At 35.4% G+C, this 23,909-nt stretch carries 22 protein-coding genes, 1 pseudogene and 2 other annotated features; of the genes and pseudogenes, 16 read left to right on the forward strand and 7 right to left on the reverse strand.

From position 1 onward, the window contains the following. Positions 1-29: 29 nt before the first annotated feature. Positions 30-1,664 (reverse strand): polysaccharide biosynthesis protein, encoded by a 1,635-nt coding sequence (locus BWGOE10_RS08605; RefSeq protein ID WP_070141709.1) that lies wholly within the window; start codon positions 1,662-1,664, stop codon positions 30-32. A gap of 220 nt (positions 1,665-1,884) precedes the next feature. After that, positions 1,885-2,107 (forward strand) — a binding site (T-box leader). A 306-nt stretch (positions 2,108-2,413) separates the two neighbouring features. Between BWGOE10_RS08605 and BWGOE10_RS08610 the strand changes: the two genes are divergently transcribed. Next, positions 2,414-3,751, forward strand: a complete 1,338-nt coding sequence (locus BWGOE10_RS08610; protein WP_070141710.1) for a sodium-dependent transporter — start codon at positions 2,414-2,416, stop codon at positions 3,749-3,751. A gap of 39 nt (positions 3,752-3,790) precedes the next feature. Here the strand turns inward: BWGOE10_RS08610 and BWGOE10_RS08615 are convergent, their stop codons facing one another. Then, a complete protein-coding gene (locus BWGOE10_RS08615; RefSeq protein WP_070141711.1) occupies positions 3,791-4,495 on the reverse strand; it encodes a polysaccharide deacetylase family protein in 705 nt (234 codons plus the stop codon). Positions 4,496-4,826: 331 nt separating this feature from the next. Here BWGOE10_RS08615 and BWGOE10_RS08620 point away from each other — a divergent pair, with 331 nt between their 5' ends. The 4 genes from BWGOE10_RS08620 (at position 4,827) to BWGOE10_RS08635 (ending at position 7,660) form a co-directional block, all read left to right on the forward strand. Beyond that, the gene (locus BWGOE10_RS08620; RefSeq protein WP_070141712.1) at positions 4,827-5,090 is read left to right on the forward strand and encodes a CD3324 family protein; all 264 of its coding nucleotides are present in this window, start codon (positions 4,827-4,829) and stop codon (positions 5,088-5,090) included. Between the two features lie 179 nt (positions 5,091-5,269). After that, on the forward strand, positions 5,270-5,962 hold the full coding sequence (locus BWGOE10_RS08625; protein WP_070141713.1) for a DUF421 domain-containing protein: 693 nt from the start codon (positions 5,270-5,272) through the stop codon (positions 5,960-5,962). Positions 5,963-6,089: 127 nt separating this feature from the next. Beyond that, positions 6,090-6,728, forward strand: coding sequence for a FusB/FusC family EF-G-binding protein (locus BWGOE10_RS08630; RefSeq protein WP_002200929.1), 639 nt, complete (start codon positions 6,090-6,092; stop codon positions 6,726-6,728). Between the two features lie 143 nt (positions 6,729-6,871). Beyond that, positions 6,872-7,660 (forward strand): RCC1 domain-containing protein, encoded by a 789-nt coding sequence (locus tag BWGOE10_RS08635; RefSeq protein ID WP_070141714.1) that lies wholly within the window; start codon positions 6,872-6,874, stop codon positions 7,658-7,660. Positions 7,661-7,751: 91 nt separating this feature from the next. Here the strand turns inward: BWGOE10_RS08635 and msrA are convergent, their stop codons facing one another. After that, a complete protein-coding gene (gene msrA / locus BWGOE10_RS08640) occupies positions 7,752-8,288 on the reverse strand; it encodes a peptide-methionine (S)-S-oxide reductase MsrA (RefSeq protein ID WP_070141715.1) in 537 nt (178 codons plus the stop codon). 90 nt (positions 8,289-8,378) lie between these two features. After that, positions 8,379-9,137 (reverse strand): SDR family oxidoreductase, encoded by a 759-nt coding sequence (locus tag BWGOE10_RS08645; protein ID WP_002141274.1) that lies wholly within the window; start codon positions 9,135-9,137, stop codon positions 8,379-8,381. Between the two features lie 263 nt (positions 9,138-9,400). After that, positions 9,401-9,646: a binding site (T-box leader), on the forward strand. A gap of 103 nt (positions 9,647-9,749) precedes the next feature. Here BWGOE10_RS08645 and ilvD point away from each other — a divergent pair. Together ilvD and ilvA are read left to right on the forward strand one after the other, a co-directional pair. Next, the gene (gene ilvD, locus BWGOE10_RS08650) at positions 9,750-11,423 is read left to right on the forward strand and encodes a dihydroxy-acid dehydratase (RefSeq protein WP_070141716.1); all 1,674 of its coding nucleotides are present in this window, start codon (positions 9,750-9,752) and stop codon (positions 11,421-11,423) included. A 32-nt stretch (positions 11,424-11,455) separates the two neighbouring features. Further along, positions 11,456-12,718, forward strand: a complete 1,263-nt coding sequence (gene ilvA, locus BWGOE10_RS08655; protein WP_070141717.1) for a threonine ammonia-lyase IlvA — start codon at positions 11,456-11,458, stop codon at positions 12,716-12,718. 99 nt (positions 12,719-12,817) lie between these two features. Here the strand turns inward: ilvA and BWGOE10_RS08660 are convergent, their stop codons facing one another. Together BWGOE10_RS08660 and BWGOE10_RS08665 are read right to left on the reverse strand one after the other, a co-directional pair. Next, positions 12,818-13,045 (reverse strand): hypothetical protein, encoded by a 228-nt coding sequence (locus tag BWGOE10_RS08660; RefSeq protein WP_070141718.1) that lies wholly within the window; start codon positions 13,043-13,045, stop codon positions 12,818-12,820. Between the two features lie 52 nt (positions 13,046-13,097). Continuing rightward, the gene (locus BWGOE10_RS08665; protein WP_070141719.1) at positions 13,098-14,201 is read right to left on the reverse strand and encodes a CapA family protein; all 1,104 of its coding nucleotides are present in this window, start codon (positions 14,199-14,201) and stop codon (positions 13,098-13,100) included. A 272-nt stretch (positions 14,202-14,473) separates the two neighbouring features. Between BWGOE10_RS08665 and BWGOE10_RS08670 the strand changes: the two genes are divergently transcribed. The 3 genes from BWGOE10_RS08670 (at position 14,474) to BWGOE10_RS08680 (ending at position 17,405) form a co-directional block, all read left to right on the forward strand. Then, positions 14,474-15,193, forward strand: coding sequence for a DUF554 domain-containing protein (locus tag BWGOE10_RS08670; RefSeq protein WP_070141720.1), 720 nt, complete (start codon positions 14,474-14,476; stop codon positions 15,191-15,193). A 14-nt stretch (positions 15,194-15,207) separates the two neighbouring features. Beyond that, positions 15,208-16,074, forward strand: a complete 867-nt coding sequence (locus BWGOE10_RS08675) for a GNAT family N-acetyltransferase (RefSeq protein ID WP_070141721.1) — start codon at positions 15,208-15,210, stop codon at positions 16,072-16,074. 116 nt (positions 16,075-16,190) lie between these two features. Beyond that, positions 16,191-17,405, forward strand: coding sequence for a multidrug efflux MFS transporter (locus tag BWGOE10_RS08680; protein WP_070141722.1), 1,215 nt, complete (start codon positions 16,191-16,193; stop codon positions 17,403-17,405). Between the two features lie 54 nt (positions 17,406-17,459). Here the strand turns inward: BWGOE10_RS08680 and BWGOE10_RS08685 are convergent, their stop codons facing one another. Then, on the reverse strand, positions 17,460-18,221 hold the full coding sequence (locus BWGOE10_RS08685; RefSeq protein WP_070141723.1) for a DODA-type extradiol aromatic ring-opening family dioxygenase: 762 nt from the start codon (positions 18,219-18,221) through the stop codon (positions 17,460-17,462). A 205-nt stretch (positions 18,222-18,426) separates the two neighbouring features. Between BWGOE10_RS08685 and BWGOE10_RS08690 the strand changes: the two genes are divergently transcribed. The 6 genes and pseudogenes from BWGOE10_RS08690 to BWGOE10_RS33320 form a co-directional block, all read left to right on the forward strand. Continuing rightward, positions 18,427-19,350: an alpha/beta fold hydrolase gene (locus tag BWGOE10_RS08690; protein WP_070141724.1), complete on the forward strand. Its 924-nt coding sequence runs from the start codon at positions 18,427-18,429 to the stop codon at positions 19,348-19,350. A gap of 148 nt (positions 19,351-19,498) precedes the next feature. Then, positions 19,499-19,978, forward strand: a complete 480-nt coding sequence (locus BWGOE10_RS08695; protein ID WP_070141725.1) for a hypothetical protein — start codon at positions 19,499-19,501, stop codon at positions 19,976-19,978. A 138-nt stretch (positions 19,979-20,116) separates the two neighbouring features. Next, positions 20,117-20,476: a hypothetical protein gene (locus tag BWGOE10_RS08700; RefSeq protein ID WP_070141726.1), complete on the forward strand. Its 360-nt coding sequence runs from the start codon at positions 20,117-20,119 to the stop codon at positions 20,474-20,476. A gap of 53 nt (positions 20,477-20,529) precedes the next feature. After that, on the forward strand, positions 20,530-21,855 hold the full coding sequence (locus BWGOE10_RS08705) for a bifunctional S-methyl-5'-thioadenosine deaminase/S-adenosylhomocysteine deaminase (protein ID WP_081338095.1): 1,326 nt from the start codon (positions 20,530-20,532) through the stop codon (positions 21,853-21,855). Between the two features lie 156 nt (positions 21,856-22,011). Beyond that, positions 22,012-23,640 carry a peptide ABC transporter substrate-binding protein gene (locus tag BWGOE10_RS08710; protein ID WP_070141728.1) on the forward strand — a complete coding sequence of 543 codons (1,629 nt, stop codon included), beginning with the start codon at positions 22,012-22,014 and terminating at the stop codon, positions 23,638-23,640. A 73-nt stretch (positions 23,641-23,713) separates the two neighbouring features. Continuing rightward, a pseudogene (locus BWGOE10_RS33320) lies at positions 23,714-23,874 on the forward strand (Rpn family recombination-promoting nuclease/putative transposase); the annotation flags it as partial. Positions 23,875-23,909: the final 35 nt, after the last annotated feature.

Below are 23,909 nucleotides of genomic sequence, written 5' to 3' on the forward strand. Positions count from 1 at the left end.
TGTAACAACGAGTTACATCTCTTGTTTTTTTATTTTACTAACTTTCCTAATACAGGCAAACGTTGAATACGATTACCGAGAATATGCGAAGCAAGTCCACTCGTTAATACGAATAAAAGATAAACAAGTCCTCCTGCTGATGCGCATATAAACACAATAACCAGTGATTCTATATAAGATTGGCCAGGAATAATCCAGCTTATAAATGCTCTTAATGCGATTACAACAGCAGACATTGCCGCGGAGTAAACCGTAATAAGAAATACTGTTTTTGCTGTTTCGCCAATGTTAAATTTCGCAAATTTAACGATGCAGTACAACATAATAATGTTTGAAACGAGGTATCCAAGAATTGTTCCAAGCACAGCGCCATGTCCACCGAATAAGTGTAAAAGTGGTGTGTTCAACAGAATTTTAACGAGAATACCGACTGAGAATGCAATCATTGTTTTTCTTTGATAATCAATTCCTTGTAATATAGCTGCTGAAACGGTGAAAATCGCACTTAATATAGCAGACGGTGCAAATGAAATTAAATATTGTGATCCATCAAGTGCAATTTCAGGATTTACATAAACCATGCGGAATGCATCGTAAGCGATACTAGCTAAACCGAATGCTGCTGGGATGGTGAAGAATAGCAATACTTGAAATATCTTTGAAATTTGTCCTTGTAATTCATCTAGCTTCCCGCTTGTATAAGATTTCGTAATAGCTGGAATTATCGTTAATGAGAATCCAGTTGCAAGTGAAGCCGGAATCATAATTAACTTTTGTGCATAGTTCGTTATATAAGCGAAAACGGCATTCGCGGTTTCTAAAGGCTCACCCATTGCTCTAAGGACATCAGCAACGGTATATTGATCTACTAACGTATAGAGAGGGATTGCAATGCCTACAAATACAATCGGAATTGCATAACGCAGTAATTCCATATAAATACTTCTTAACGGAATGTTTGATGATCTTGTTTTTAGCTCACCTTCAGGAGGTTTTAATCCATTATATTTTTTCCAGTACATCATTAAAATAGAGATGCTTGCAAGTGCCCCGATAACAGCACCAAACGTAGCAACTGCAACAGAAGAAGCTACTGAACCTCCTAATAGTTTTGAGACGATAAAACTACCAACTAAAATGAAAACAACGCGTGCGATTTGTTCTACAACTTGAGAAACAGCACTTGGTTTCATATGTTGAAAACCTTGGAAATAACCACGTGTAACACTCATAGCTGGTACGATAATAAGCGCGAAACTTAATGCTCGCATCGTAAGTGTTACGTCGGCGATAAATTGTGGATCTGGCGTTTTCGAGCGAATAATAAATTGTGATATGTACGGTGCTCCAATAAATAAAGTTAAAAATCCTAAAAAGCCCATAAACAACATCAATTTTACGCTCGAGTTATACAATTTTTTACTTGTACTATAATCACCAAGCGCATTATGTTTTGCAACAAATTTTGAGACGGCAATGGGAATACCAGCTGTTGAAAAGCTTAATAAAATACCGTACCAAGAGTATGCATATCCGTATAAAGCGACTCCTTGCGTTCCAACTAATAATTGAAAGGGGAAAAAGTATATAAAACCTAAAATTCGTGAAATCATTGTTGCACCGCTTAATAAAGCAGTACCTTTTAAAACTTTTGAAGTAGACAAAATTCTTTCCTCCTACTCGTGCTGCCTTGCATTTATCGTATACTACTATAAACCTGTTAGAGAAGTTAATACAGTATAAACCATAAATGTTCTAATACTATTCATTTAAAAGTCATATTTTGAATTTTAAAATAGAATGTAATACATAAAAATTCAAAATATAAGTTGACACTATTTTTAATGTATGATAAAAATGATAGTAATCAATTCGGAAAATAATATTTGAGCAATGAAAGGGTATAGTAGTGAAAATCTCCCTATTTCAGAGAGCTGATGGTTGGTGTGAATCAGTATATAGATTATTCATGAAGTTCGTCCTGGAGCATCTTTCATAAATTTCACATTGTGAGGAAATGAAAGACGGTAGTTCATACCGTTATCAAATAAAGTGGTGAAGATTTTTTCACAACTAGGGTGGTACCGCGATATATATCGTCCCTACGTATTTTACGTAGGGACGTTTTTTATTTAGGTCCTAACTTTGTTGTGGCTTCATAACTAGGGTGGTACCGCGATATTTTATCGTCCCTACGTATTTACGTAGGGGCGTTTTTTATTTAGGTCTTACTTTTGTTGTATCTTCATAACTAGGGTGGTACCGCGATATTTTTTGTCGTCCCTACGTATTTGCGTAGGGGCGTTTTTTATTTGAGAGGAAGTGGTTGGATTAGAACGGGCTAGTAATAGAACAATATGAACATAGAGCGAATTATAGTGAAAAGAAATAGAAAAAGAGAGGAGATAAAAAGATGAATTCACAGCAATGGACATCGAAATTAGGTTTCGTATTAGCTGCAGCAGGTTCAGCGATTGGTCTTGGAGCGATTTGGAAGTTTCCGTATATGGCCGGAATTGGAGGGGGCGGCGCGTTCTTCCTTATTTTCATCGGTTTCACATTATTAATTGGTTTACCGCTATTATTAGCTGAATTCGTTATCGGAAGAAGTACACAAAAAGAGGCTGTTGATGCGTATAGAGAGATTGCTCCTAAAACGTTATGGCCGTGGTTAGGTAAATTAGGGATTGTAACATGTTTCATATTACTTTCTTTCTACAGTGTTGTAGGGGGATGGATATTATTATACTTATGGAATGCAATTACAGGTAGACTATGGGAAGGAACTGGAGCATACGAAGCTACGTTTGGTGAAATCATTTCCAATCCGTATTTAGCAGTTGGATCACAGCTATTATTCATCCTTATTACTATTTTTATCGTAAGTAAAGGTGTACAAAATGGTGTTGAAAAAGTAAATAAATATTTCATGCCAGCACTATTCGTTTTATTCTTCGTATTAATTGTTCGTGCACTTACGTTAGACGGTGCTGGAGAAGGAGTTCGATTCTTCTTACAACCTGATTTCTCAAACGTAACATCAGAAATCATTTTATATGCAATGGGGCAATCGTTCTTCTCGCTATCTGTCGGTGTAGCCGTTATGGTAACGTATAGCTCATACTTACCGAAAGAAGAAAGTTTACCGCGTTCAGCATTTTCTATCGTAGCTTTAACACTTGTTATTACATTACTTGCAGGACTTGCGATCTTCCCAGTTGTGTTCGCATTTGGAATGGAACCATCTCAAGGACCAGGACTATTATTTATCGTATTGCCAGCTATTTTCAGTAAAATGGCGTTCGGAAAATTATTCTTCATCGTTTTCTTATTACTATTCTTCTTTGCTACTGTTACATCAGCAATTTCGATGTTAGAAATTAGCGTTGCATCTTTAACTGCAAAAGGTAAAGGGAAACGTGAAAAAATGGCCTTAATCGTAGGATTATTAATTTTCGTTGTTGGGGTACCATCAGCATTATCATTCGGTTTGTTAAGCGATGTGAAACCATTTGGGAAAACAATTTTTGATTTAGCAGATTATGCGGTTAGTAACATACTAATGCCGCTTGGTGTTTTATTAGTTTCCATCTTTGTTCCGTTGAAAATGAAGAAAGATGTATTAATGAAAGAGCTTGGTGTAAGTAAAAATAAAGGCTATAAACTATTCGTATTATGGTTATTCTTACTTCGTTATATTGCACCAATTGCGATTATTATCGTATTCCTAAATGTACTTGGAATTATATGAAAAGAAAGGTAGCGTATCGTGGTATGATACGCTACCTTTTTATTTTGCTCTTTTTTGCAGTTCATTTACTGTCACGAACTGATACCCCTTTTTAGATAAAGAGTCTAAAATACCTTCAATGGTTTGCAGATTTTCATTAGATTCATCGTACATAGAGTGCAATAAAATGATAGAACCAGGTTTTATATTCTTATTGACGTAGTCAACTTTATCAGCCGCGGATTTATAAAAAGTATCAGGCTCAAGATTCCATGTGATAGTTTCAATATTATTTTTGTTTAAATAGTATGATAGTCCTATTAGTTTCTTACCGTTGGGTGGCCTAAAATCAATTTGGTCGGTAAATCCTGTTTGGCGAATTAATGAATTTGTTTTTTCTATTTCTTCTTTAATAAAAGAAGGTGATTTAAAAACCATTCTGTTATGAGAATATGTATGGTTTCCAAGTTGGTGTCCAGATTGAACAATCGCTTTACCTATTGGTAAATTGTTTTCTAATTCGTTTCCGATAACAAAGAAAGTAGCTTTAGCATTGTACTTATCTAGCAGTGGTAGTATTTGTTCTACATTTTTTGTAGGGCCATCATCAAAAGTTAAGGCAACTATCTTTTCATTTGTTTCAATGCGATTTGTCAGCTCGCCAAATAATTGAAAGCTTCTTGCGTTCATTAATTTGTACGTGCCGAATAATGATATAACAATAATAAGTAGTGTAACTAATGTAATGATTATTTTTTTCTTCATAATACAACCTCACATTTATTTTTGATTTGATTAAAAAGTATTATATCAAACTAAGTAACTTGGTGCTTTGAAAAGGGATGAAGATGCAAGGAGAGGAAATTTATCATATAATAAAATGCAAAAGGTATATTAGGAGGTGTTTATATGGCGATTACAATTCAATTGCCAGACACTGCAGCGTCTCATGCAAAGCCAAGTATGGAAATGGCGATACTTTGCGTGAGGTAGACAAGTAATATACAATCAATCGCCAAAATGAGCTCGTATCATTTTTTATATTTGGCTTTGCACCTTATTGAAATGAACCATAAAAAATAAGGGGCGAGCAGAAATGAAATACGTAAAAGCTACGACTGTTTTACCGGAAAGTTTAATTGCTGAAATTCAAAAGTATATACAAGGTGAAACAATTTACATTCCAAAACAAGAAACAAAACATTATAAATGGGGTACACGATCTGGCGGAAGAAAACAACTGGATGAAAGAAATAAAGCAATTAAAGACGCTTTTAAAAGTGGAATTGCAATTCATCAATTAGCAGAAGAATATTTTCTTTCCGGAGAAACGATTAAAAAGATTGTGTATTCTAAATGAAAATAAAAGAGTCTGGTTCAAATGTTATTTTGAACCAGGCTCTTTTTACTTTGTACTTATAGGATATATTGGGTATGAATGGGCATGATAATAGCAAAAATGAATCGTAATTGTATCGTATAGGGGTGTGAATGGGAAATAAAAACGTTATATTTCATATGACAGAAAGGTGAACATATATGAATCATATCGGACAAATAACGATAGAGCTTTTAGTTGGTTTTTTTGCTCTATTGGTTGCTACTAAAATATTAGGGAAAACACAAATATCTCAACTAACTCCCTTTGATTTTATTTCTGCTATTGTCCTTGGAGAGCTTGCTGGAAATTCAATATATGATCCTGAGGTGAAAGTATGGTCTATTTTATATTCGGTATTTGTTTGGGTGATCTTAATTTACACAATAGAAGTGTTAACGCAAAAAATAAGAGGAACAAGAAGGTTTTTTGAAGGATATCCTTCTATTATCATTCGTAATGGATATATTGACAGAGAGCAATTAAGTGCAAATCATTTGGATATTAACCAATTACAACAAATGCTGAGACAGCAAAAAGATATTTTTTCAATCCGAGAAGTTGAATATATGATATTGGAACCTAACGGAAACATAAGCGTTCTGAAAAAAAGTAAATATGAAACTCCCAATATAAATGATTTAAGTTTAAAACATAAGCCAGTATACTTACCCATTTCATTAATTAGTGACGGAAAAGTAGTTAAGGATAATTTGAGGGAAGCAGGTTTTGATGAGGGGTGGCTTTATAAGCAAATTAAGCAAAAAGGGATTACTAAATTTGAGGATGTATTATATGCGGAATGGAAAACAGATGATGGATTTTTTTGTCAGGAGATGAAAAGATTAAAATAGTAATAAAAAAACAATTCCTAGAGGCATGTCTATGCAATATTCATTTCTAAATTATTTTTTACATATCAAAAAACTGAATCATTGTATACAATAAAATTAATTCAACAATTTGTATGGAGTGATAAAGATGGAAGCTTTTATTAGAAGTGATCAATACAATTTTATAAAGTCACAAGCATATATTTTAGCAAATGGACATGCGACGGCAAATGATAGAGGAGTAATTCAAGCGTTAAAATCACTTGCAATTGAAAAGATAATACATGTATTTGAGAATTTAACGGATGAACAGAAAGAGTTAATTGATACGGTATTAACAGTTGAAAATAGAGAAGATGCAGAATCGTTTTTACTGAAAATAAATCCGTATGTAATACCGTTTCAGGAAGTTACAGCACAAACGTTAAAAAAATTATTTCCTAAGGCGAAAAAATTAAAACTTCCTGATATGGAAGAAATTAATATGAAAGAAACGTCTTATTTAAGCTGGATTGATAAAGGAACAAGCAGGAAATTTATAATTGCAAAAAATAATAATAAGTTCGTTGGTCTACAAGGAACGTTCCAAAGCATAAATAAAAAAAGTATTTGTTCATTATGTCATGGGCATGAAGAAGTAGGGATGTTTTTAGTTGAAATAAAAGGAAAAATCCCAGGAACGTTTGTTAAAAAGGGCAATTATATTTGCAAAGATGGTGTTGCTTGTAACCATAACATGAAATCGCTTGATAAATTACAGGATTTTATTGAGCGATTAAAGAAATAACATAGAAGACCTCTAGTACTTAAACTGGAGGTTTTTATTTTTGAAGAAGTAGTAATAGGTTTCCTTTGTAGATGTAGATTAAAAATAAAGTTTGATAAAAATATCTATTTCGATACAGTTGCTTATTTTGAAGGAGGTAAAACATGGATTACATTTCACCGAAAGATGAGGTGTTAAAGGTGAAACGATGGCCTAAAGATACGATAGCGGTGGCGGCGGGGAATGTTCATATGGCGACGAACACAGGTAATGCTCATACAATCGGTCTTACAACTGACAGTACTGTGGTAGCTGTGGGTTGGAATAAGCATGACCAATGCGATGTAAACGACTGGAATAATATTATAGCAGTGGCAGCGGGCTGGCGGCGTACCATTGGTCTTAAATCGGATGGCACGGTGGTAGCGGTGGGGCGAAATAAAGAAGGTGAATGTAATGTAAGCGGTTGGCATGCTATTGTGGCGATCGCGGCGGGTGACTGGCATACAATTGGTCTTAAATTGGACGGCACTGTGACGACTGTGGGGAATAATCGGTATGACCAATGCAATGTAAGTGGCTGGAGGAATATTGTGGCGATCGCGGCGGGTTATCTTCATACAGTTGGTCTTAAATCGGACGGCATGGTGATGGCTGTGGGTAATAAAAAACATGGCCAATGTGATGTCAGTGGCTGGCGTGGTATTGTAGCGATTGCGGTGGGTAGTAATCATACAATCGGTCTTAAATCAGACGGCATGGTGACGGCTGTGGGTAATAATAAACATGGTCAATGTGATGTGAGTGATTGGCGCGATATTGTAGCGATAGCGGCGGGTTGTGCCCATACAGTCGGTCTTAAATCAGACGGCACGGTGGTAGCAGTGGGTGATAACGAATATGGCCAATGCGATGTAGGCAGTTGGCGCGGCATTCGACTGCCTTGTAATTAGTTTTAACAGCGATTGTTCTTTTAATTGTATGGTACTTTTCTCAAAGATAAAAACGCATCGTGCTTTTAAAAGAAAGCACGATGCGTTTTTATTATTTTTTTTGCCAATTTTCTTTAATAAAATCTTCACGACCAGATTCTTTTTGCTCGGTAGCATATTTCTCTGGATTCTTTTTATAGAAATGTTGATGGTATTCCTCTGCTTCATAAAAAGGTGCTGCTGTACGAACTTCTGTTACGATAGGATCTTTAAACATACCGCTTTCCGCTAGAGTTTGTTTTGATTGCTCTGCAAGCTCTTTTTGTGTTTCGTTATGATAAAAAATAGCAGTGCGATAAGACGGACCACGGTCAAAGAATTGTCCGCCGTCATCAGTCGGATCAATTTGTGGCCAATATAAATCTAGTAATTTTTGATACGGGAAACTAGAAGGATCGAATGTAATTTGAACGACTTCTAAATGTCCTGATGTTCCAGCTTTTACTTGTTCGTATGTCGGATTTTCTATATGACCTCCTGCGTAACCAGAAATGATTTTTTGAATACCAGGAAGTTCATCAAATGGCTTTACCATGCACCAAAAGCATCCACCTGCGAAGGTTGCGAGTTCGTATGTTTTTTCGGACATTGCTGTAATCCTCCTAAATGTATATGTTTTATACAGTATTATATAAATTGTTTTATTGCGCAATAAAAAAGATTTGAAAATATATGTTTTTTATAAACAAGATCCTCCGCTCACATCGATCAATTGTCCAGTAACCCAGCGGCTATCAGGAGAAGCGAGAAATGCAGCGGTATCGGCAATGTCTTCTACTTCACCTAATCGATTGAAAGCTGAAATGTTAGTAGCGTACTGTTTCATCATTGGATCGCTCAAGAGTTCCGCATTCATATCTGTTTTAATGAAGCCTGGAAGTATTGCATTTACAGTAATACCTCGTGCGCCAAGTTGTTTTGCTAGAGTGAAAGTCATTGTGTTAATTGCACCTTTCGTCATACTATATGCAACGAAATCAGGTAAAGAAATGCGAGTTGCGGCTGATGAGATATTAACAATCCGGCTATTGTCACGTAAACGCGGTAGAGCTTGTTGGATGATGAAGAATGGTGCTTTTGCATTTACTGAAACGATTCTATCAAAAAATTGTTCAGTCGTTTCTTCAATAAAAGCACCAGGTCCAATTCCAGCGTTGTTTATTAAAATATCAAATTCCGTTCCGCCAGTTCGCTTTTGCAATTCAGTATCTAAAGAATTATATAGGTTTTCTACACCGTGTAAAGATTCAAGATTTGCACCGATAGAAAAAGCTGATCCGCCATTTGATTGAATTTCATGAACAGTTTCTTCAGCATCTTCTTTTCGATTTCCATAATGAACAGCAACTAATGCACCGTCATTTGCTAAACGTTTTGCGATAGCACGTCCAATTCCTCGGCTTGCTCCAGTAACTAATGCTATTTTACCTTTTAACATAGTTCCCTCATCTCCTCATGAAATTTTTATATGTTTTAAGTTGTTTTTCTTTATGTAGAAAAGCAAACATACTTAAGTAATATATGAGTACGTGTAAGAAGTTCATTCCAATTTTGTTTTGAGAAAAAATAAATAACTTTTTAGTATATGAATTGAGATTGAAAAATAAATTTTCGGAAAATATATTGACAATGAAAAGAAGAAAGTCCTATAATACGTTTAATAAATAAAAGTTAATTGAGAATTTTCTGACTTTATATTTTGTATATGCAAAGAAGAGGAAAGTAGATGATTATGATCGTTTCAGAGAGCTACTCCAAGGCTGTGAGAGTAGTAACCATCGAATCATTGAATATCACCTCGGAGCATCGCTTGCGAAAGGGAAACTGAGTAGAGGGCGGCGGCATCGTCTCCGGTAAAAGGACGGGGGTCTGGTTGGACCTACAGAGCTTATATTTCGTGAGAAGTGTAAGGAAGCTGAGTGGTAACGCGAAACTCTCGCCTCAGCAATCAAAGCTACTATTAAGTAGTAGTTGATTGCTGAGGTGAGAGTTTTTATTTTAAAAAATATATTAAGTAAGAGAAAAAATGTGTAAGAAGGGATTTGACAAGATGAGAAGTGACATGATTAAAAAAGGTTTTGATAAAGCTCCGCATCGTAGTTTATTAAAAGCAACTGGTTTAAAAGATGAAGATTTTGATAAACCGTTCATAGCAATTTGTAATTCTTTTATTGAAATTATTCCAGGTCATAAGCACTTAAATGAGTTTGGGAAACTTGTTAAAGAAGCAGTACGTGCAGCAGGCATGGTTCCATTTGAATTCAATACAATCGGAGTAGATGATGGAATTGCGATGGGGCACATCGGTATGCGTTACTCACTTCCGAGCCGTGAGATCATTGCAGATTCAGTAGAAACAGTTGTAAATGCGCATTGGTTTGATGGAATGATTTGTATTCCAAACTGCGACAAAATTACGCCAGGTATGATGATGGCTGCACTTCGAATAAACATTCCAACTGTTTTTGTTTCAGGTGGACCGATGGCAGCTGGGAAAACATCCAAAGGGGAAGTTGTCGATTTAAGTTCTGTTTTTGAAGGGGTAGGAGCCTACCAATCCGGGAAAATTTCAGAAGAAGAATTAAAGGATATTGAAGATCATGGCTGTCCATCTTGTGGTTCTTGTTCCGGTATGTTTACAGCGAACTCTATGAACTGTTTATGCGAAGTGTTAGGTTTAGCTCTTCCTGGTAACGGGAGTATTTTAGCAATTGATCCAAGACGTGAGGAGTTAATTAAACAAGCAGCAGAAAAATTAAAAATTTTAATTGAAAGAGATATTAAACCACGCGACATTGTAACAGAAGAAGCAATTGATGATGCGTTTGCACTTGATATGGCGATGGGTGGATCAACGAATACAGTATTACACACGTTAGCACTCGCACAAGAGGCAGGGTTAGATTATGATATGAACCGCATTGATGCAGTTTCAAGGCGTGTACCGCATTTATGTAAAGTAAGTCCAGCTTCTAATTGGCATATGGAAGATATCGATCGAGCAGGTGGGATTAGTGCAATTTTGAAAGAGATGAGCCGAAAAGAAGGGGTACTTCACCTTGATCGTATAACTGCTACTGGGCAAACGTTACGAGAAAATATCGCTCATGCAGAGATTCAAGATAAGGAAGTGATTCATTCTCTCGAAAATCCTCATAGTGAAGAAGGGGGATTACGTATATTAAAAGGAAACCTTGCGAAAGACGGCGCGGTTATTAAAAGCGGAGCAACCGAAGTAAAACGATTTGAAGGGCCTTGCGTTATTTTTAATTCACAAGATGAGGCGCTTGCCGGCATTATGCTTGGGAAGGTTAAGAAAGGGGATGTAGTTGTTATTCGATATGAGGGACCAAGAGGCGGACCTGGTATGCCGGAAATGTTAGCACCAACATCAGCAATTGCTGGTATGGGATTAGGAGCAGATGTTGCGCTTTTAACTGATGGTCGCTTCTCTGGTGCTTCACGTGGTATTTCAGTAGGGCATATTTCACCAGAAGCAGCTGCTGGAGGAACGATTGCACTTCTTGAAAAAGGAGATATAGTTTGTATCGATGTTGAGGAACGCTTATTAGAAGTGAGAGTTAGCGATGAGGAATTAGAGAAGCGTAAAAAAGAATGGAAACGACCAGAACCAAAAGTGAAAACTGGGTGGCTTGGACGTTATGCACAAATGGTAACATCGGCGAATACAGGTGCAGTTCTGAAAATTCCGAATTTGGATTGAGCCAATATAAAAAGAGATAAGGATGATATGAAATGGTGCAAAATGTAAAGGAGAGAGTGAAAATTGAAGATATCTTAATGGCTCATAATTGCATGAAAGATATCGTTATTAAAACACCGTTACAACGAGATTCAGTTTTATCTGAGAAATATGAATGTGACGTATATGTTAAGCGAGAAGATTTACAAGTTATTCGTTCTTTCAAAATTCGTGGTGCATATAATTTAATTCAAAGTTTACCGAAAGAAAAGTTACAAAATGGTGTTGTTTGTGCAAGTGCTGGTAATCATGCACAAGGAGTTGCTTATACGTGCAATTTATTGAAGATTCCGTCAAGGGTTTTCATGCCGACAACGACACCTAAGCAAAAAGTATCACAAGTTGAATTTTTCGGTGGTGATTTCGCAGAGATTGTATTAGTTGGTGATACATTTGATAGTTCTTTCCAAGAGGCGCAGCGTTATTGTGTGGAAAATAGGATGACATTTGTACATCCGTTTGATGATCCGTATGTCGTTGCTGGTCAAGGAACAGTCGCTGTTGAAATTATGCATGATATGGAGAAACCAGTTGATTATATCTTTACAGCAATTGGCGGTGGTGGATTAGCATCTGGTATTGGTACATATGTAAAGGGGGTTAGTCCTACTACAAAGGTAATCGGTGTAGAACCGATGGGAGCTGCATCTATGAAAGAAGCTTTTCTTCAAAATGAAAATGTTGCATTAGAAAAGATTGATAGTTTTGTTGATGGAGCAGCTGTTAAGAAAGTAGGAAAGTTAACATTTGAAACATGTAAAGATGTAATTGATGACATTGTTTTAGTACCGGAGGGAAAGGTTTGTACAACGATTTTAGAATTGTATAAGAAAAATGCGATTGTAGCAGAGCCGGCTGGTGCACTTTCTATTGCGGCACTTGATCTATACAGAGATGAAATAAGGGGAAAAACAGTTGTATGTACGTTAAGTGGTGGAAATAATGATATTGATAGAATGCAAGAAATGAAAGAACGATCTCTTATTTATGAAGGGTTAAAGCATTACTTCATCATTGAATTTCCGCAACGTTCAGGGGCACTGCGAGAGTTTCTTGATAAAGGATTAGGACCGGAAGATGATATTACTCGTTTTGAGTATATTAAGAAACATAATAAAGAAAATGGTCCAGCTTTAGTGGGGGTAGAATTAAAACATAGGGAGGACTATGAAGCTTTAATTACTCGTTTTCAAGAAAATAACATTCAATTTGTGGAGCTTAATAAAAATCCTGTGTTGTTTGATTTACTTATTTAATAAAAGAAAAGAGTTAACATACAATTCTACTTGAAATAAAAAAGATAGATACAAGCGGAAGGGAATCCTGCTTGTTCTATCTTTTTTATTCTTTGAAAGTTAAACGAAATATGCTCCATATTCAAGAAGGATAAAACTAGTTAACCAAAAAAGTATTGCAATACGAATGATTACGTACATTGTAAATTCAAAGGGAGTAAGTTTCCTCTCTCGCTTTATTTTTCTTAGAAGTCTAACAGAAAAAACTGAACATAAAAGCAGGATCGCTATAGATATTTCATATACGTTTTCTAACAGACTTATATTTTCTAATAAGTTTTTCAGCATATTCATCACCTATTCCGTAATGTATGTTACAGAGAAATGAATCTCGCGCTGTTTAGTTGCGTTTGTTAATTATTTTCCCAGTATCATCAATTTCTACGTCAGTTGAAACCGTTTGTAAATATTGTAGTGCTTTTTTCTTTTCTTCTTCATTTACAGGGGAAACTTGATTGTTGCGAATGATGTAAGGATTGAATGACATTTGGACATCATTTCCTTTGAAAGTTAAAGTTAACACGCCAGTTTCGGCGCTTTTTCCATTCACATAACTTGGGAATAAAAAGTTTCCTAACGAGTAAGCGATAGGAACTTTATTATAATACTCAAACCCTTGTAACCAATGTGGATGGCTTCCAACGATTGCATCAGCACCCGCTTCTACCATTTTCGGAACATATTGTTTCTGGTATTCTATTGGGCGATTTGATTTTTCAACGCCCCAATGCATATAAACGATTACATAATCAGCATCTTTCTTTTGCTCTTGAATCGTCTTTGTTACAAGATCTAGATCATATCCGTTTGCAACGCCGGGTTTATTGTCACCAGCTACCCAATTAAAGTTAGGCATAAAGCGTACAAAGGAAAGAAATTTAAACTTTTTTCCTTTTACAGTTAGTTCACGAGCGGTATAAGCATCTTCAGCATTTTTTCCGGCTCCAGTGTAAGGTAGTTTTAATTTTTCGACGTGAGAAATGGTGTCTAGTAGTCCATCTTGCCCATAATCAAGCGTATGATTATTCCCAATGTTCACGATGTCATATCCGGTGTTTTTAATGGCTTGTAGTGTGGATGGATCACTTTTTATCCAAAATTGTTGCCCAGGTACTTTTTTTTCTCTCGTTGTAAATGCTGACTCTAAATTAACAAAAGAAATATCAGCTTTTGTTATTTCTTCTTTTACATGTTGGAATGGATAATCAGCCCCATTTTTTTCGATTACGGGACGTAATTGCCAATCGAACATTGTATCACCAGAGAAGGTGAGTGTAATTTCAGGGTCTTCGGTTTTCTTTTCGGTCGTTGAATTTGCTTTGCTTGATGTGTTTTGTACATCTGGTTTATTTTTTGCTTTTGAAATGTAAGTGTAATTGATTAATAAAACAATTGGTGTAATGAAAAAGGCTATTAAAATAAGTCGTTTTAATAAAGTTTTCATAGCTACCGTCCCTTTTGGTTTTATCCCGCTTTGTTCAACTGATAAAAATCTATCACTGACTAAAGGTTCCCTGTATACCGTAATCGTGAACTTCCACAATGAATGTAGTGAAAATAACGCATAGACAGATTCATAGATGTTAAAAAAGCGGGTTTTTAGTAATAGAAATCATTTGTTAATATTCTCAATATTAAGTTAACATATAGATAACCTTTAAATCAATGTGTAATCCAGAATGTAGTAATAAAGAACTCAGAGGGTGGAGAATGTAAATGGTTATATTAGGAGCAGTTGTAAATGGGATTTGTATTATATTTGGTACTTTACTTGGTAAATTATTTAGTGCGATTCCAGAAAGTATGAAGGGAACAATTATGCATGCAATCGGTTTAGCGGTTACTGTACTTGGACTTCAAATGGCATTAAAAAGTGAAAATTTTCTTGTTGTCATACTAAGTTTAGTTATTGGTACGGTAATCGGGGAATGGCTACAATTAGAAGAAAAGTTAAAACTGTTAGGGGATTGGCTAGAAAATAAAGTTGGATCGAAAGGGAAAGGGAGCATATCAGAAGGCTTTGTAACAGCCACGCTTATTTTTGCAATTGGTGCGATGGGGATACTTGGTGCATTGGACAGTGGGATTCGCGGAAATCATGATATTTTATTTACAAAGGCGATTATCGATGGATTCATTTCTATTATATTAACGACAACTCTAGGAATTGGCGTAGTATTTTCAGCGATTCCAGTGATTTTATATGAGGGAGGTATTGCAGTTTTTGCAACACAAATTAATAGTTTTGTTCCAAAAGAATTAATGAATCAATTTATAGTGGAAATGACGGCTACTGGCGGTATTATGATATTCGCAATCGGATTAAACTTACTTGGATTTATTAAAATTAAAGTGGCAAATTTACTTCCAGGCATATTAATGGTTGGAGTAATTGTTTCTATTATATATGGTTATGCTTTGATAATAAGTCATTAGGGGAAGGGATATAGATGGTGGAATTCCAATTTACAAAACGTGCATATAAAATATTGGAGATCGCAGCAGAAGAGGCTGAGTGTAGTAAAGGTATTATCCATCCAGTTCATCTATTTATAGGAGCTTGTAAGGAAGGTACTGGAGTTTGCGCGGAGTTACATATGTATTTATTTCACACGGTGGGTATGGATTTTTTAGCAAAAATATCGTTGCTCCAACAATATTATGCAAATGAAATAGAATACATAAATGTTGGGGAGTTTAAAGTTTCAAATAAGACAATAGAAGTTTTAAAAGTAGCAAAGAAACGGATGGACCGTTTTCAGCAAGTATTAATAAATGAAGGGCATGTTTTATATGCACTGTTTCAAGTTGATACAGTTATTGAAAAGGTTATAAGTAAAAACGTGCAAAAAGAGGTATTGCAAATTACATCTGAGCCAAGAGACTTAACCGTTGCTTTAAAAAGATTTAATCCTATTTATAATAATTTAAGCTGTAATATTAGAAGAGCGATCTTTTCTGATTTTGAAAAGTTAGCACGTTTTGTTAAGGATGAATTTGGTGAGCGTTGGTTAAAATCTTTAGACTATGGATTTCGGACATATAAAGAGGAGTTACCTATTTTTATTGCTGAGCAGGAAGGAGCAATCATTGGTTTCGCTTGTTACGATGTTGTGAGAGGAAAAAAAGGGTTGTTTGGCCCGATGGGTACAGCGAAACATAATCGTGTGAACTGTGTTGGGAAGACGTTATTGAATCATTGTTTATATAACATGAAGAAAAACGGATATGAGTATGCAATTATAGGACAAGCAGGTCCGGTTGAGTTTTATGAGCGATGCTGCAATGCACGTTTAATACCTATAGGAGATAATTAACTCTAACCCTTTGCTAAGAATGCAAAGGGATAGAGTTTTATTATGTATAAAGCAAATTACTAAACTTTTTCTAGAAAACGGTGTAGAATGGGTATCGAATGAAAGAAGGTGTGAAAATGGCCAGCTGGAAACGAAATTTAATGATTTGTTGGCTAGGTTGTTTTACCACTGCAGCCGGTATGAGTTTAGTAATTCCTTTTTTATCTTTTTATATTGAGGAATTAGGAGTGACTGGCACTTCGAGTATTGCACAGTGGTCGGGACTTGCATTTGGTGTAACATTTTTAATGGGTGCGATCGTATCACCAATATGGGGCAAGCTTGGTGATATACATGGACGGAAATTGATGCTTATACGTGCTAGCCTTGGTATGGCGGTAATTATGACGCTTATGGGGTTTGTGACGGACGTGTATCAACTAGTCGCACTTAGATTTTTGATGGGAGCAGTATCTGGTTTCCTTTCAACCGCGATGACATTTATTGCAGCAGAAACTCCGCAAGAACATTCAGGTTGGGCAATTTCCACAATTTCAACTGGTGGCGTGAGCGGCTCATTACTTGGGCCATTACTTGGAGGTTATTTGTCTGAGTTAATTGGAATGCGTCATGTCTTTCTTGTTACAGGAGCTTTTTTATTCCTTTCCTTTCTCATCGTCTTTTTCTTCCTACATGAAGAAAATCACTCTGCTCAAGCAAAAAAAGCACAGCCGAAAAAAGTATGGACGATGGTCCCAGCTAAGAATTTAATTATTAGTTTATTTGTAACAACATTTATTATTCAACTTGCGAATATGTCAATTCAACCTATTATTACATTGTACGTAAAGAATTTGGAAGGAACAGGAACATCTCATATCGAAATGATTGCAGGGGCAGTCATGTCTGCGACAGGATTAGCAGTTATTTTGGCAGCACCAAGACTTGGCAGATTATCCGATCATATCGGTCCTCAAAAAACGTTAGTTGTAGCGTTGTTTGCTGCAGGAATTATTTTTATTCCACAAGCATTTGTAACCTCAGCTTGGCAACTATTAATTCTTCGATTTTTATTAGGTATCGCACAAGCAGGATTATTACCTTCCGTACAAACTCTACTAAAACAACATACGCCAACCCCTATAACGGGACGAATATTTGGATATAATCAGTCTTTTCAGTTTTTAGGAAATATGATTGGTCCAGTGCTCGGGGGGCAAATTGCAGCTCATGCAGGCTTCCAATATGTTTTCTTCTCTACATCATCACTATTATTTATTGCATGCATTTGGGTTTATTTTCATAATAAGAACGAAGAGATATCAGAGAAACAGTATTTGGAAGTTAGTTAACTAAGTGAATGAAAAAGAAAAAGGATGAAGCAACGATTGCTTCATCCTTTTTCTTTAAAATTGAAGGCAAAGATAACTTAATGTACCAAGTTCGTAACTACGGTGAATGACTTTTCCGTCACTTTCACCACTGCCCATAGCGATAAATAAAGGAACAAAATGCTCTGCTCTTGGTACTGCTAATTGTGCATGAGGCGCATTTTTCTCCCAATTAAACAATGCATTTTTATCATTAGTCTGCATATGGTTAATAATCCAATCATCAAATTCAATTGCCCATTTTTCAGGTGTGGTTTGATTCCATTTCAATGCTCGTAAATTATGAACAGTAACTCCGCTACCGATTACTAAAATATCTTCTTGTCCAAGTCCTTTTAGTGCCTCTCCAATTTCAAATTGTTCTTTTGCAGGAAGGAATGGATTTACTGATATTTGTACGACAGGAATATTTGCTTCTGGGTACATACGGTGCAGGAGTGTCCATGAGCCGTGATCTAAACCTCTTGTCGTATTTTTATTGACTTGAATTCCTTTGTCTTTAAATTTTGTTTCCAGCATAGTTGCAATGCGAGAAGAACCTTTAGCTCGATATTTTATTTCATATAATTCAGGGGGGAATCCTCCAAAGTCATAAATTGTTTCATATTCTTCATCTGATGAGGAAATCGTTAATACTTCACTTTCCCAGTGAGCGGTAAAAATAACAATTGCTTTCGGTTTATATGTTTCTCCAAGTGTTTTTAAAAAACGTGTATAATCTGTATCTTGAATAGCAAGCATGGGTGAACCATGTGCTAAAAATAATGATGGCATCATAATAGAAACCTCCTAAAATTATATAGTTACTTTATGTAAGTAACTATATAATTTTATTTATTGTTCGTCAACATAATAGTTTGAGAGCTAATTGGAAAAGTGCGGCATTTGTCATAATGAAAGCTATTGCATATAATACATAATAAGAATAATGAATGCATATTCATTATTTTAGAGATACATAATAGATTTGGGGGCTGTCGGAATGAGCATACAGGAAAATTTCGTTACGGCATTAGATAAATCGGAAATTTATTTGCGTAAGTGGTTACCAGAAGGAGATCCGCGAGGGATTATTCAAATTGCACATGGTATGACAGAACATGCAGGTGTTTATACAGAATTTATTGATGCTTTATTAGAAGCAGGATATGGTGTTTATGCTCATGATCATAAAGGGCATGGGAAAACAGTGAAAAGAGAAGAAGACTATGGTCATTTTGAACCAAATGTAGGTTGGAATCAGGCTGTGTCTGATGTTATCTTTGTTTCGGAAATGATAAAAGAAGAGCAGACAGGTCCATTGTTTTTACTTGGACATAGTATGGGCTCTTTTTTATCTAGACGAGCTGTACAACTTAGAGGCGAATTATATGATGGATTTCTTATTTCAGGAACTGGTGGAAATCCAGGGTTTTTAGGAAGTATTGGTCATAAAGTAGCGACAATTGAGATGAAACTACGCGGGCCCAAAACGAAAAGTCCGATGCTGAACTTCTTATCTTTCGGAAACTTCAACTCACACTTTAAGCCAAATCGTACGAAATTTGATTGGTTATCTTCAGATATTCATCAAGTTGATAAGTATATTGCGGATCCGTTATGTGGATTTATTTGTACGACGAGTTTTTATCGAGAATTATTTCATGGTGTACTTGAAGTAAACAAATTAGAAGAATATGAGAAGACACCGAAAGAACTTCCAATACATATTTTCTCTGGAGATCGTGATCCTGTTGGGGATATGGGGAAAGGTGTAAAAGAAGTATACGAAAACTATAAAAAATGTGGTGTGAAAGATGTAACACTTCGTTTATATGAAAATGGTAGACATGAAATGTTCCATGAAGTGAATAGAGATGAAGTATTTAAGGATTTGATTTCGTGGTTAGATGCGCATAATAAATAAAAGTGAAATGTAAGTTTTTAAGTCCAAACTGTATGTGGTTTGGGCTTTATATATATAACGATATTTTCGCTAAATATGAATATAGATAATATTAGAATATATGTTAAAGTTCGTGGATATGAATGACGGTATAGAGAGGGGAACGCATATGAAAAAAATATTACGTATTACTATCATTTTTACATTAATTATTATAGGTGTATCATTCATTATATTAAAATCAATGATTCCGTTATCTGTTGGGGCGATAGCTTATTCGGGAGATAGGAAAGTTGTAGTAGTTGAAGTCGGAAACAAAATGAAATTTGGTGACATCCAAGTTGAAAGTATTTTAATTAATAATGATGATGAGCCGAAAACTACAAAAATACAAGTTAGTAATTTAGGAAAAGGTTTTACGGTAGGAGATGATAAAGAAAATGAAATTATTTTTCGAGATTTACATGCATTTCATCTTCCTTATAATACAGATCCACAAAAACGCTTAGATAGAGTGAATGAAGGCACAGCAACGAAGAAAGAGAAAATCTATGCTGTTACAGTGTGGGATAATAAAGAGATTGATAAAGTAATAGTAAAGTACCGTTACTTTTGTATGGAATATGAAGAGGAGATAACAATCAATTAAAATAAGAGTACGAAAGGGTATTATATAAAAATGGGAGAAAAGTTAATCGGAGAAACTTCATCAACTTTATATAAAGTTTGGTCTTTACCACTTTTACAAAACGATGTGTAAAACTGCAAATGTCAGGAGATGCTGAATATGGATAGCATAAAGATTAAACAACTATATGAAGCATTAAGAAAATCTTGGTCAATAGAAACGAGTTCTAAGTGGACGAGCGAAAGCCCAGCAAAGGGACAATGTGGTGTAACGGCCCTTATTGTTCAAGAATTATGCGGGGGAGAGATAAAAAAGACGAAAGTAGGAGAAGTATGGCATTTTTACAATATAGTAGATGGGAAAAGGTATGATTTTACTTGGAGCCAATTTCATGAAAAAGTAAATTATATGGACATAAAGTCAATCCGTGAAGAAGCATTTGCAGATACGAATGAAATACAATATGACATTTTAAAGGAAAAGGTAATGAAAGAGTTAAAATTATCTTTTGACTCTTAATCTTTAATAAGTTACTATAATGGTGGTAACTTATTAAAGGGAACTTCATAGAGTTGAAAGGGGAAATACTTTTGAAAACAACTTATGTAAACGCTACAATCGTAACGATGAATGAACAAAACGAAGTGATAGAAAATGGATATATCATTGTAGAAAATGATCAAATTATAGATGTGAATATCGGAGAATTCGCTAATGATTTTGAAGTAGATGAAGTAATTGACATGAAAGGAAAGTGGGTTTTACCAGGGCTTGTAAATACACATACACACGTTGTAATGAGTCTCTTAAGAGGTATTGGCGATGATATGTTATTACAACCATGGCTTGAGACGAGAATTTGGCCACTCGAAAGTCAGTTTACTCCAGAAATTGCGGTCGCTAGTACGGAATTAGGATTACTTGAAATGGTGAAAAGTGGTACAACATCATTCTCTGACATGTTTAATCCAATTGGAGTAGATCAAGATGCAATTATGGAAACGGTATCAAGGAGTGGAATGCGAGCTGCTGTTTCAAGAACTTTATTTAGCTTTGGAACGAAAGAAGATGAAAAGAAAGCAATTGAAGAAGCTGAGAAATATGTGAAGCGTTATTATAAGGAAAGTGGTATGTTAACTACGATGGTTGCACCACATAGTCCATATACATGTTCTACTGAACTGTTAGAAGAGTGTGCACGTATTGCAGTAGAAAACCAAACGATGGTTCATATTCACCTTTCGGAAACAGAGCGTGAAGTACGTGATATTGAAGCACAGTACGGAAAACGTCCAGTAGAATATGCAGCAAGTTGCGGGTTGTTTAAACGCCCAACAGTTATTGCACACGGTGTAGTATTAAATGAAAATGAGCGTGCATTTTTAGCAGAACATGATGTTCGAGTAGCTCATAATCCGAATAGTAATTTAAAACTAGGATCTGGTATAGCGAATGTAAAAGCGATGTTAGAAGCAGGAATTAAAGTAGGGATTGCAACAGATAGTGTTGCGTCTAATAATAATCTAGATATGTTTGAAGAAATGCGCATTGCAACTTTATTACAAAAAGGTATTCATCAAGACGCAACAGCATTACCAGTGGAAACGGCGCTATCTCTAGCGACAAAAGGGGCTGCGGAAGTAATTGGTATGAAACAAACGGGATCACTTGAGGTTGGTAAGTGTGCTGATTTTATTACGATTGACCCATCTAATAAGCCGCATTTACAACCAGCAGATGAAGTGTTATCACACCTTGTATATGCTGCTAGTGGAAAAGATATAAGCGATGTAATTATTAACGGAAAACGTGTCGTTTGGAATGGTGAATGTAAAACATTAGATGAAGAGCGTATTATATTTGAAGCGAGTCGTTATAAACGAGGTTTACAAAGATAGGTATGTACATGTTGGGTGAAAAAAGCTGTCCTTTTTTAAAAAGGGCAGCTTTTTTCTTGAACGAATAAATATTCAATATAATGTCGCATCTTTCTGTTAATATTTCTGTTATAATATATAACGTTTATAATATTTTATTTTTAAGGAGAACAATTCATGAAGCGAAAAAAGAGCCATTTAATGGTAATGGCACTTGTTACATCTTTATTATTAACAGCTTGTAATAATAAAGCGAATAAAAGTGATACAGAGGCTAAAAAACAAGTGTTAAATGTAACGGTATCAGAAGAAATTCCTTCTCTTGATACTGCTAAAACGATGGATGGTACATCAGCACACGTCATGCAAAACATATTTGAAGGGTTATATGTACTAGATGATCAAGATAATCCTATCCCCGCTGTAGCAAAATCGTTTGAAAGAAGTGAAGATGGTAAAAAATATACATTTCATTTGCGTAAAGATGCAAAATGGTCAAATGGAGACTCAGTAACAGCAAATGACTTTATGTTTGCATGGAAACGTGCAGTTAACCAGCAAACGGCATCTCAATATGCAGACATGCTCTTTCATGTGAAAAATGCGAAAGAAATAAATAAGGGAACAATGTCACTTGATGAACTTGGGGTTAAAGTTATAAATGATTATAAGTTAGAAGTTGAACTTGAACAGCCAATTCCGTATTTTTTACAGTTGTTAGCACTGCCTATATACTTACCACAGCATGAATCATTTTTGAAAGAACAAGGAAATAAATACGGATTGGAACCTAGTAATCTCATATATAACGGCCCATTTGTATTAGAAAAATGGAAACATGAACAAGAGTTCCAATTAAAGAAGAATGCTACATATTGGGATCAAAAGAAAGTGAAATTAGACGAAATAAAATTTCATATCGTAAAGGATACAATGACGGCTGTAAATTTATATGAGGCTGGCGATTTGGATCGAGTACCTATTAATTCTCAAGTTGTAGACAAGTATAAAGGGAATAAGGAATTACATATGTCAAGTGATCCTGGAATCGCTATGCTACGTTTTAATGAGAAAAATAATGCGTTAGCCAATAAGAAAATACGTCAATCTATCTCATTAGCATTAAATAAAGATGATTTCGTTGCCCACTTTATTAATAACGGGGCAAAACCTGCAAGTGGACTTGTACCAGTTGGTCATATGAATGAAGGGACTGGCAAAGATTTTAGAAGAGAAAACGGAGATATTTCTTCATATGATTTGCAAAATGCGAAAAAGATTTGGGAAGAAGCGAAAAAAGAACTTGGAGTAGAAGAAGTAAAACTCGAGTTTTTAACGTTTGAACAAGATAACGCAAAACGTATGGCGGAATATATAAAAGGTGATTTAGAAAAGCATCTGCAAGGATTAACGATACAAATTAAACAACAGCCATTTAAGCAAAAATTACAATTAGAACAAACAGGCGATTACGATATATCTATGGCAAATTGGGGACCTGACTATAAAGACCCAATTAGTTATTTAGAGTTATTTACGACGGGTAATCCGAATAATAAAATGAATTATTCTAACCTTCACTACGATGAACTAATAAAAAAAGCTAAAAGCGACCTAGTACAAGATCAGAAGAAAAGGTGGGAAACTCTGCAAGAGGCTGAACATATCCTATTAGAGGACGCTGCGGTAGCACCGCTTTACCATATTGGTTCAGCTTATGTACAAAAGGATTATGTAAAAGGAATTGAAAAGCATCAATTTGGTGGCGTTTATACTTATAAAAATGCTTATCTTGATAAGAAGTAAATAAAAAAACCTTACTTTTAAAAGTAAGGTTTTTTTACAGAGTGTTGGGAAACCCTTTAGGGTTGTTCCCAGCACATGGAATACAACAATGCACCAACTATTAAGTGACGATATTGAAATTCATTTTGTAGAGATACCGAAATTGGTAAAACAATGGCGTGAAGAAAAAGTAAACCCGTGGGAAATACATTTGTTCGTTGGATGTTATTATTACTAGCACCTGAAGATGAAAACACTCGAGTTAAAACTATATACTAATTAGATTGCAC

It is taken from the genome of Bacillus mycoides, assembly GCF_001757995.1.
Classification (GTDB): Bacteria; Bacillota; Bacilli; order Bacillales; family Bacillaceae_G; genus Bacillus_A; species Bacillus_A mycoides_B.

What these genes read in the sequence shown, in the direction of transcription:
- BWGOE10_RS08630 (WP_002200929.1), top strand. Translation starts at nt 6,090, where the DNA reads ATGGAAGCTTTTATTAGAAGTGATCAATACAATTTTATAAAGTCACAA.
- BWGOE10_RS08625 (WP_070141713.1), top strand. Translation starts at nt 5,270, where the DNA reads ATGAATCATATCGGACAAATAACGATAGAGCTTTTAGTTGGTTTTTTT.
- BWGOE10_RS08670 (WP_070141720.1), top strand. Translation starts at nt 14,474, where the DNA reads ATGGTTATATTAGGAGCAGTTGTAAATGGGATTTGTATTATATTTGGT.
- BWGOE10_RS08710 (WP_070141728.1), top strand. Translation starts at nt 22,012, where the DNA reads ATGAAGCGAAAAAAGAGCCATTTAATGGTAATGGCACTTGTTACATCT.
- BWGOE10_RS08615 (WP_070141711.1), bottom strand. Translation starts at nt 4,495, where the DNA reads ATGAAGAAAAAAATAATCATTACATTAGTTACACTACTTATTATTGTT.
- BWGOE10_RS08610 (WP_070141710.1), top strand. Translation starts at nt 2,414, where the DNA reads ATGAATTCACAGCAATGGACATCGAAATTAGGTTTCGTATTAGCTGCA.
- BWGOE10_RS08680 (WP_070141722.1), top strand. Translation starts at nt 16,191, where the DNA reads ATGGCCAGCTGGAAACGAAATTTAATGATTTGTTGGCTAGGTTGTTTT.
- BWGOE10_RS08700 (WP_070141726.1), top strand. Translation starts at nt 20,117, where the DNA reads ATGGATAGCATAAAGATTAAACAACTATATGAAGCATTAAGAAAATCT.
- BWGOE10_RS08635 (WP_070141714.1), top strand. Translation starts at nt 6,872, where the DNA reads ATGGATTACATTTCACCGAAAGATGAGGTGTTAAAGGTGAAACGATGG.
- BWGOE10_RS08695 (WP_070141725.1), top strand. Translation starts at nt 19,499, where the DNA reads ATGAAAAAAATATTACGTATTACTATCATTTTTACATTAATTATTATA.
- msrA (WP_070141715.1), bottom strand. Translation starts at nt 8,288, where the DNA reads ATGTCCGAAAAAACATACGAACTCGCAACCTTCGCAGGTGGATGCTTT.
- BWGOE10_RS08665 (WP_070141719.1), bottom strand. Translation starts at nt 14,201, where the DNA reads ATGAAAACTTTATTAAAACGACTTATTTTAATAGCCTTTTTCATTACA.
- BWGOE10_RS08690 (WP_070141724.1), top strand. Translation starts at nt 18,427, where the DNA reads ATGAGCATACAGGAAAATTTCGTTACGGCATTAGATAAATCGGAAATT.
- BWGOE10_RS08620 (WP_070141712.1), top strand. Translation starts at nt 4,827, where the DNA reads ATGAAATACGTAAAAGCTACGACTGTTTTACCGGAAAGTTTAATTGCT.
- ilvD (WP_070141716.1), top strand. Translation starts at nt 9,750, where the DNA reads ATGAGAAGTGACATGATTAAAAAAGGTTTTGATAAAGCTCCGCATCGT.
- BWGOE10_RS08675 (WP_070141721.1), top strand. Translation starts at nt 15,208, where the DNA reads ATGGTGGAATTCCAATTTACAAAACGTGCATATAAAATATTGGAGATC.
- BWGOE10_RS08660 (WP_070141718.1), bottom strand. Translation starts at nt 13,045, where the DNA reads ATGCTGAAAAACTTATTAGAAAATATAAGTCTGTTAGAAAACGTATAT.
- ilvA (WP_070141717.1), top strand. Translation starts at nt 11,456, where the DNA reads ATGGTGCAAAATGTAAAGGAGAGAGTGAAAATTGAAGATATCTTAATG.
- BWGOE10_RS08645 (WP_002141274.1), bottom strand. Translation starts at nt 9,137, where the DNA reads ATGTTAAAAGGTAAAATAGCATTAGTTACTGGAGCAAGCCGAGGAATT.
- BWGOE10_RS08685 (WP_070141723.1), bottom strand. Translation starts at nt 18,221, where the DNA reads ATGATGCCATCATTATTTTTAGCACATGGTTCACCCATGCTTGCTATT.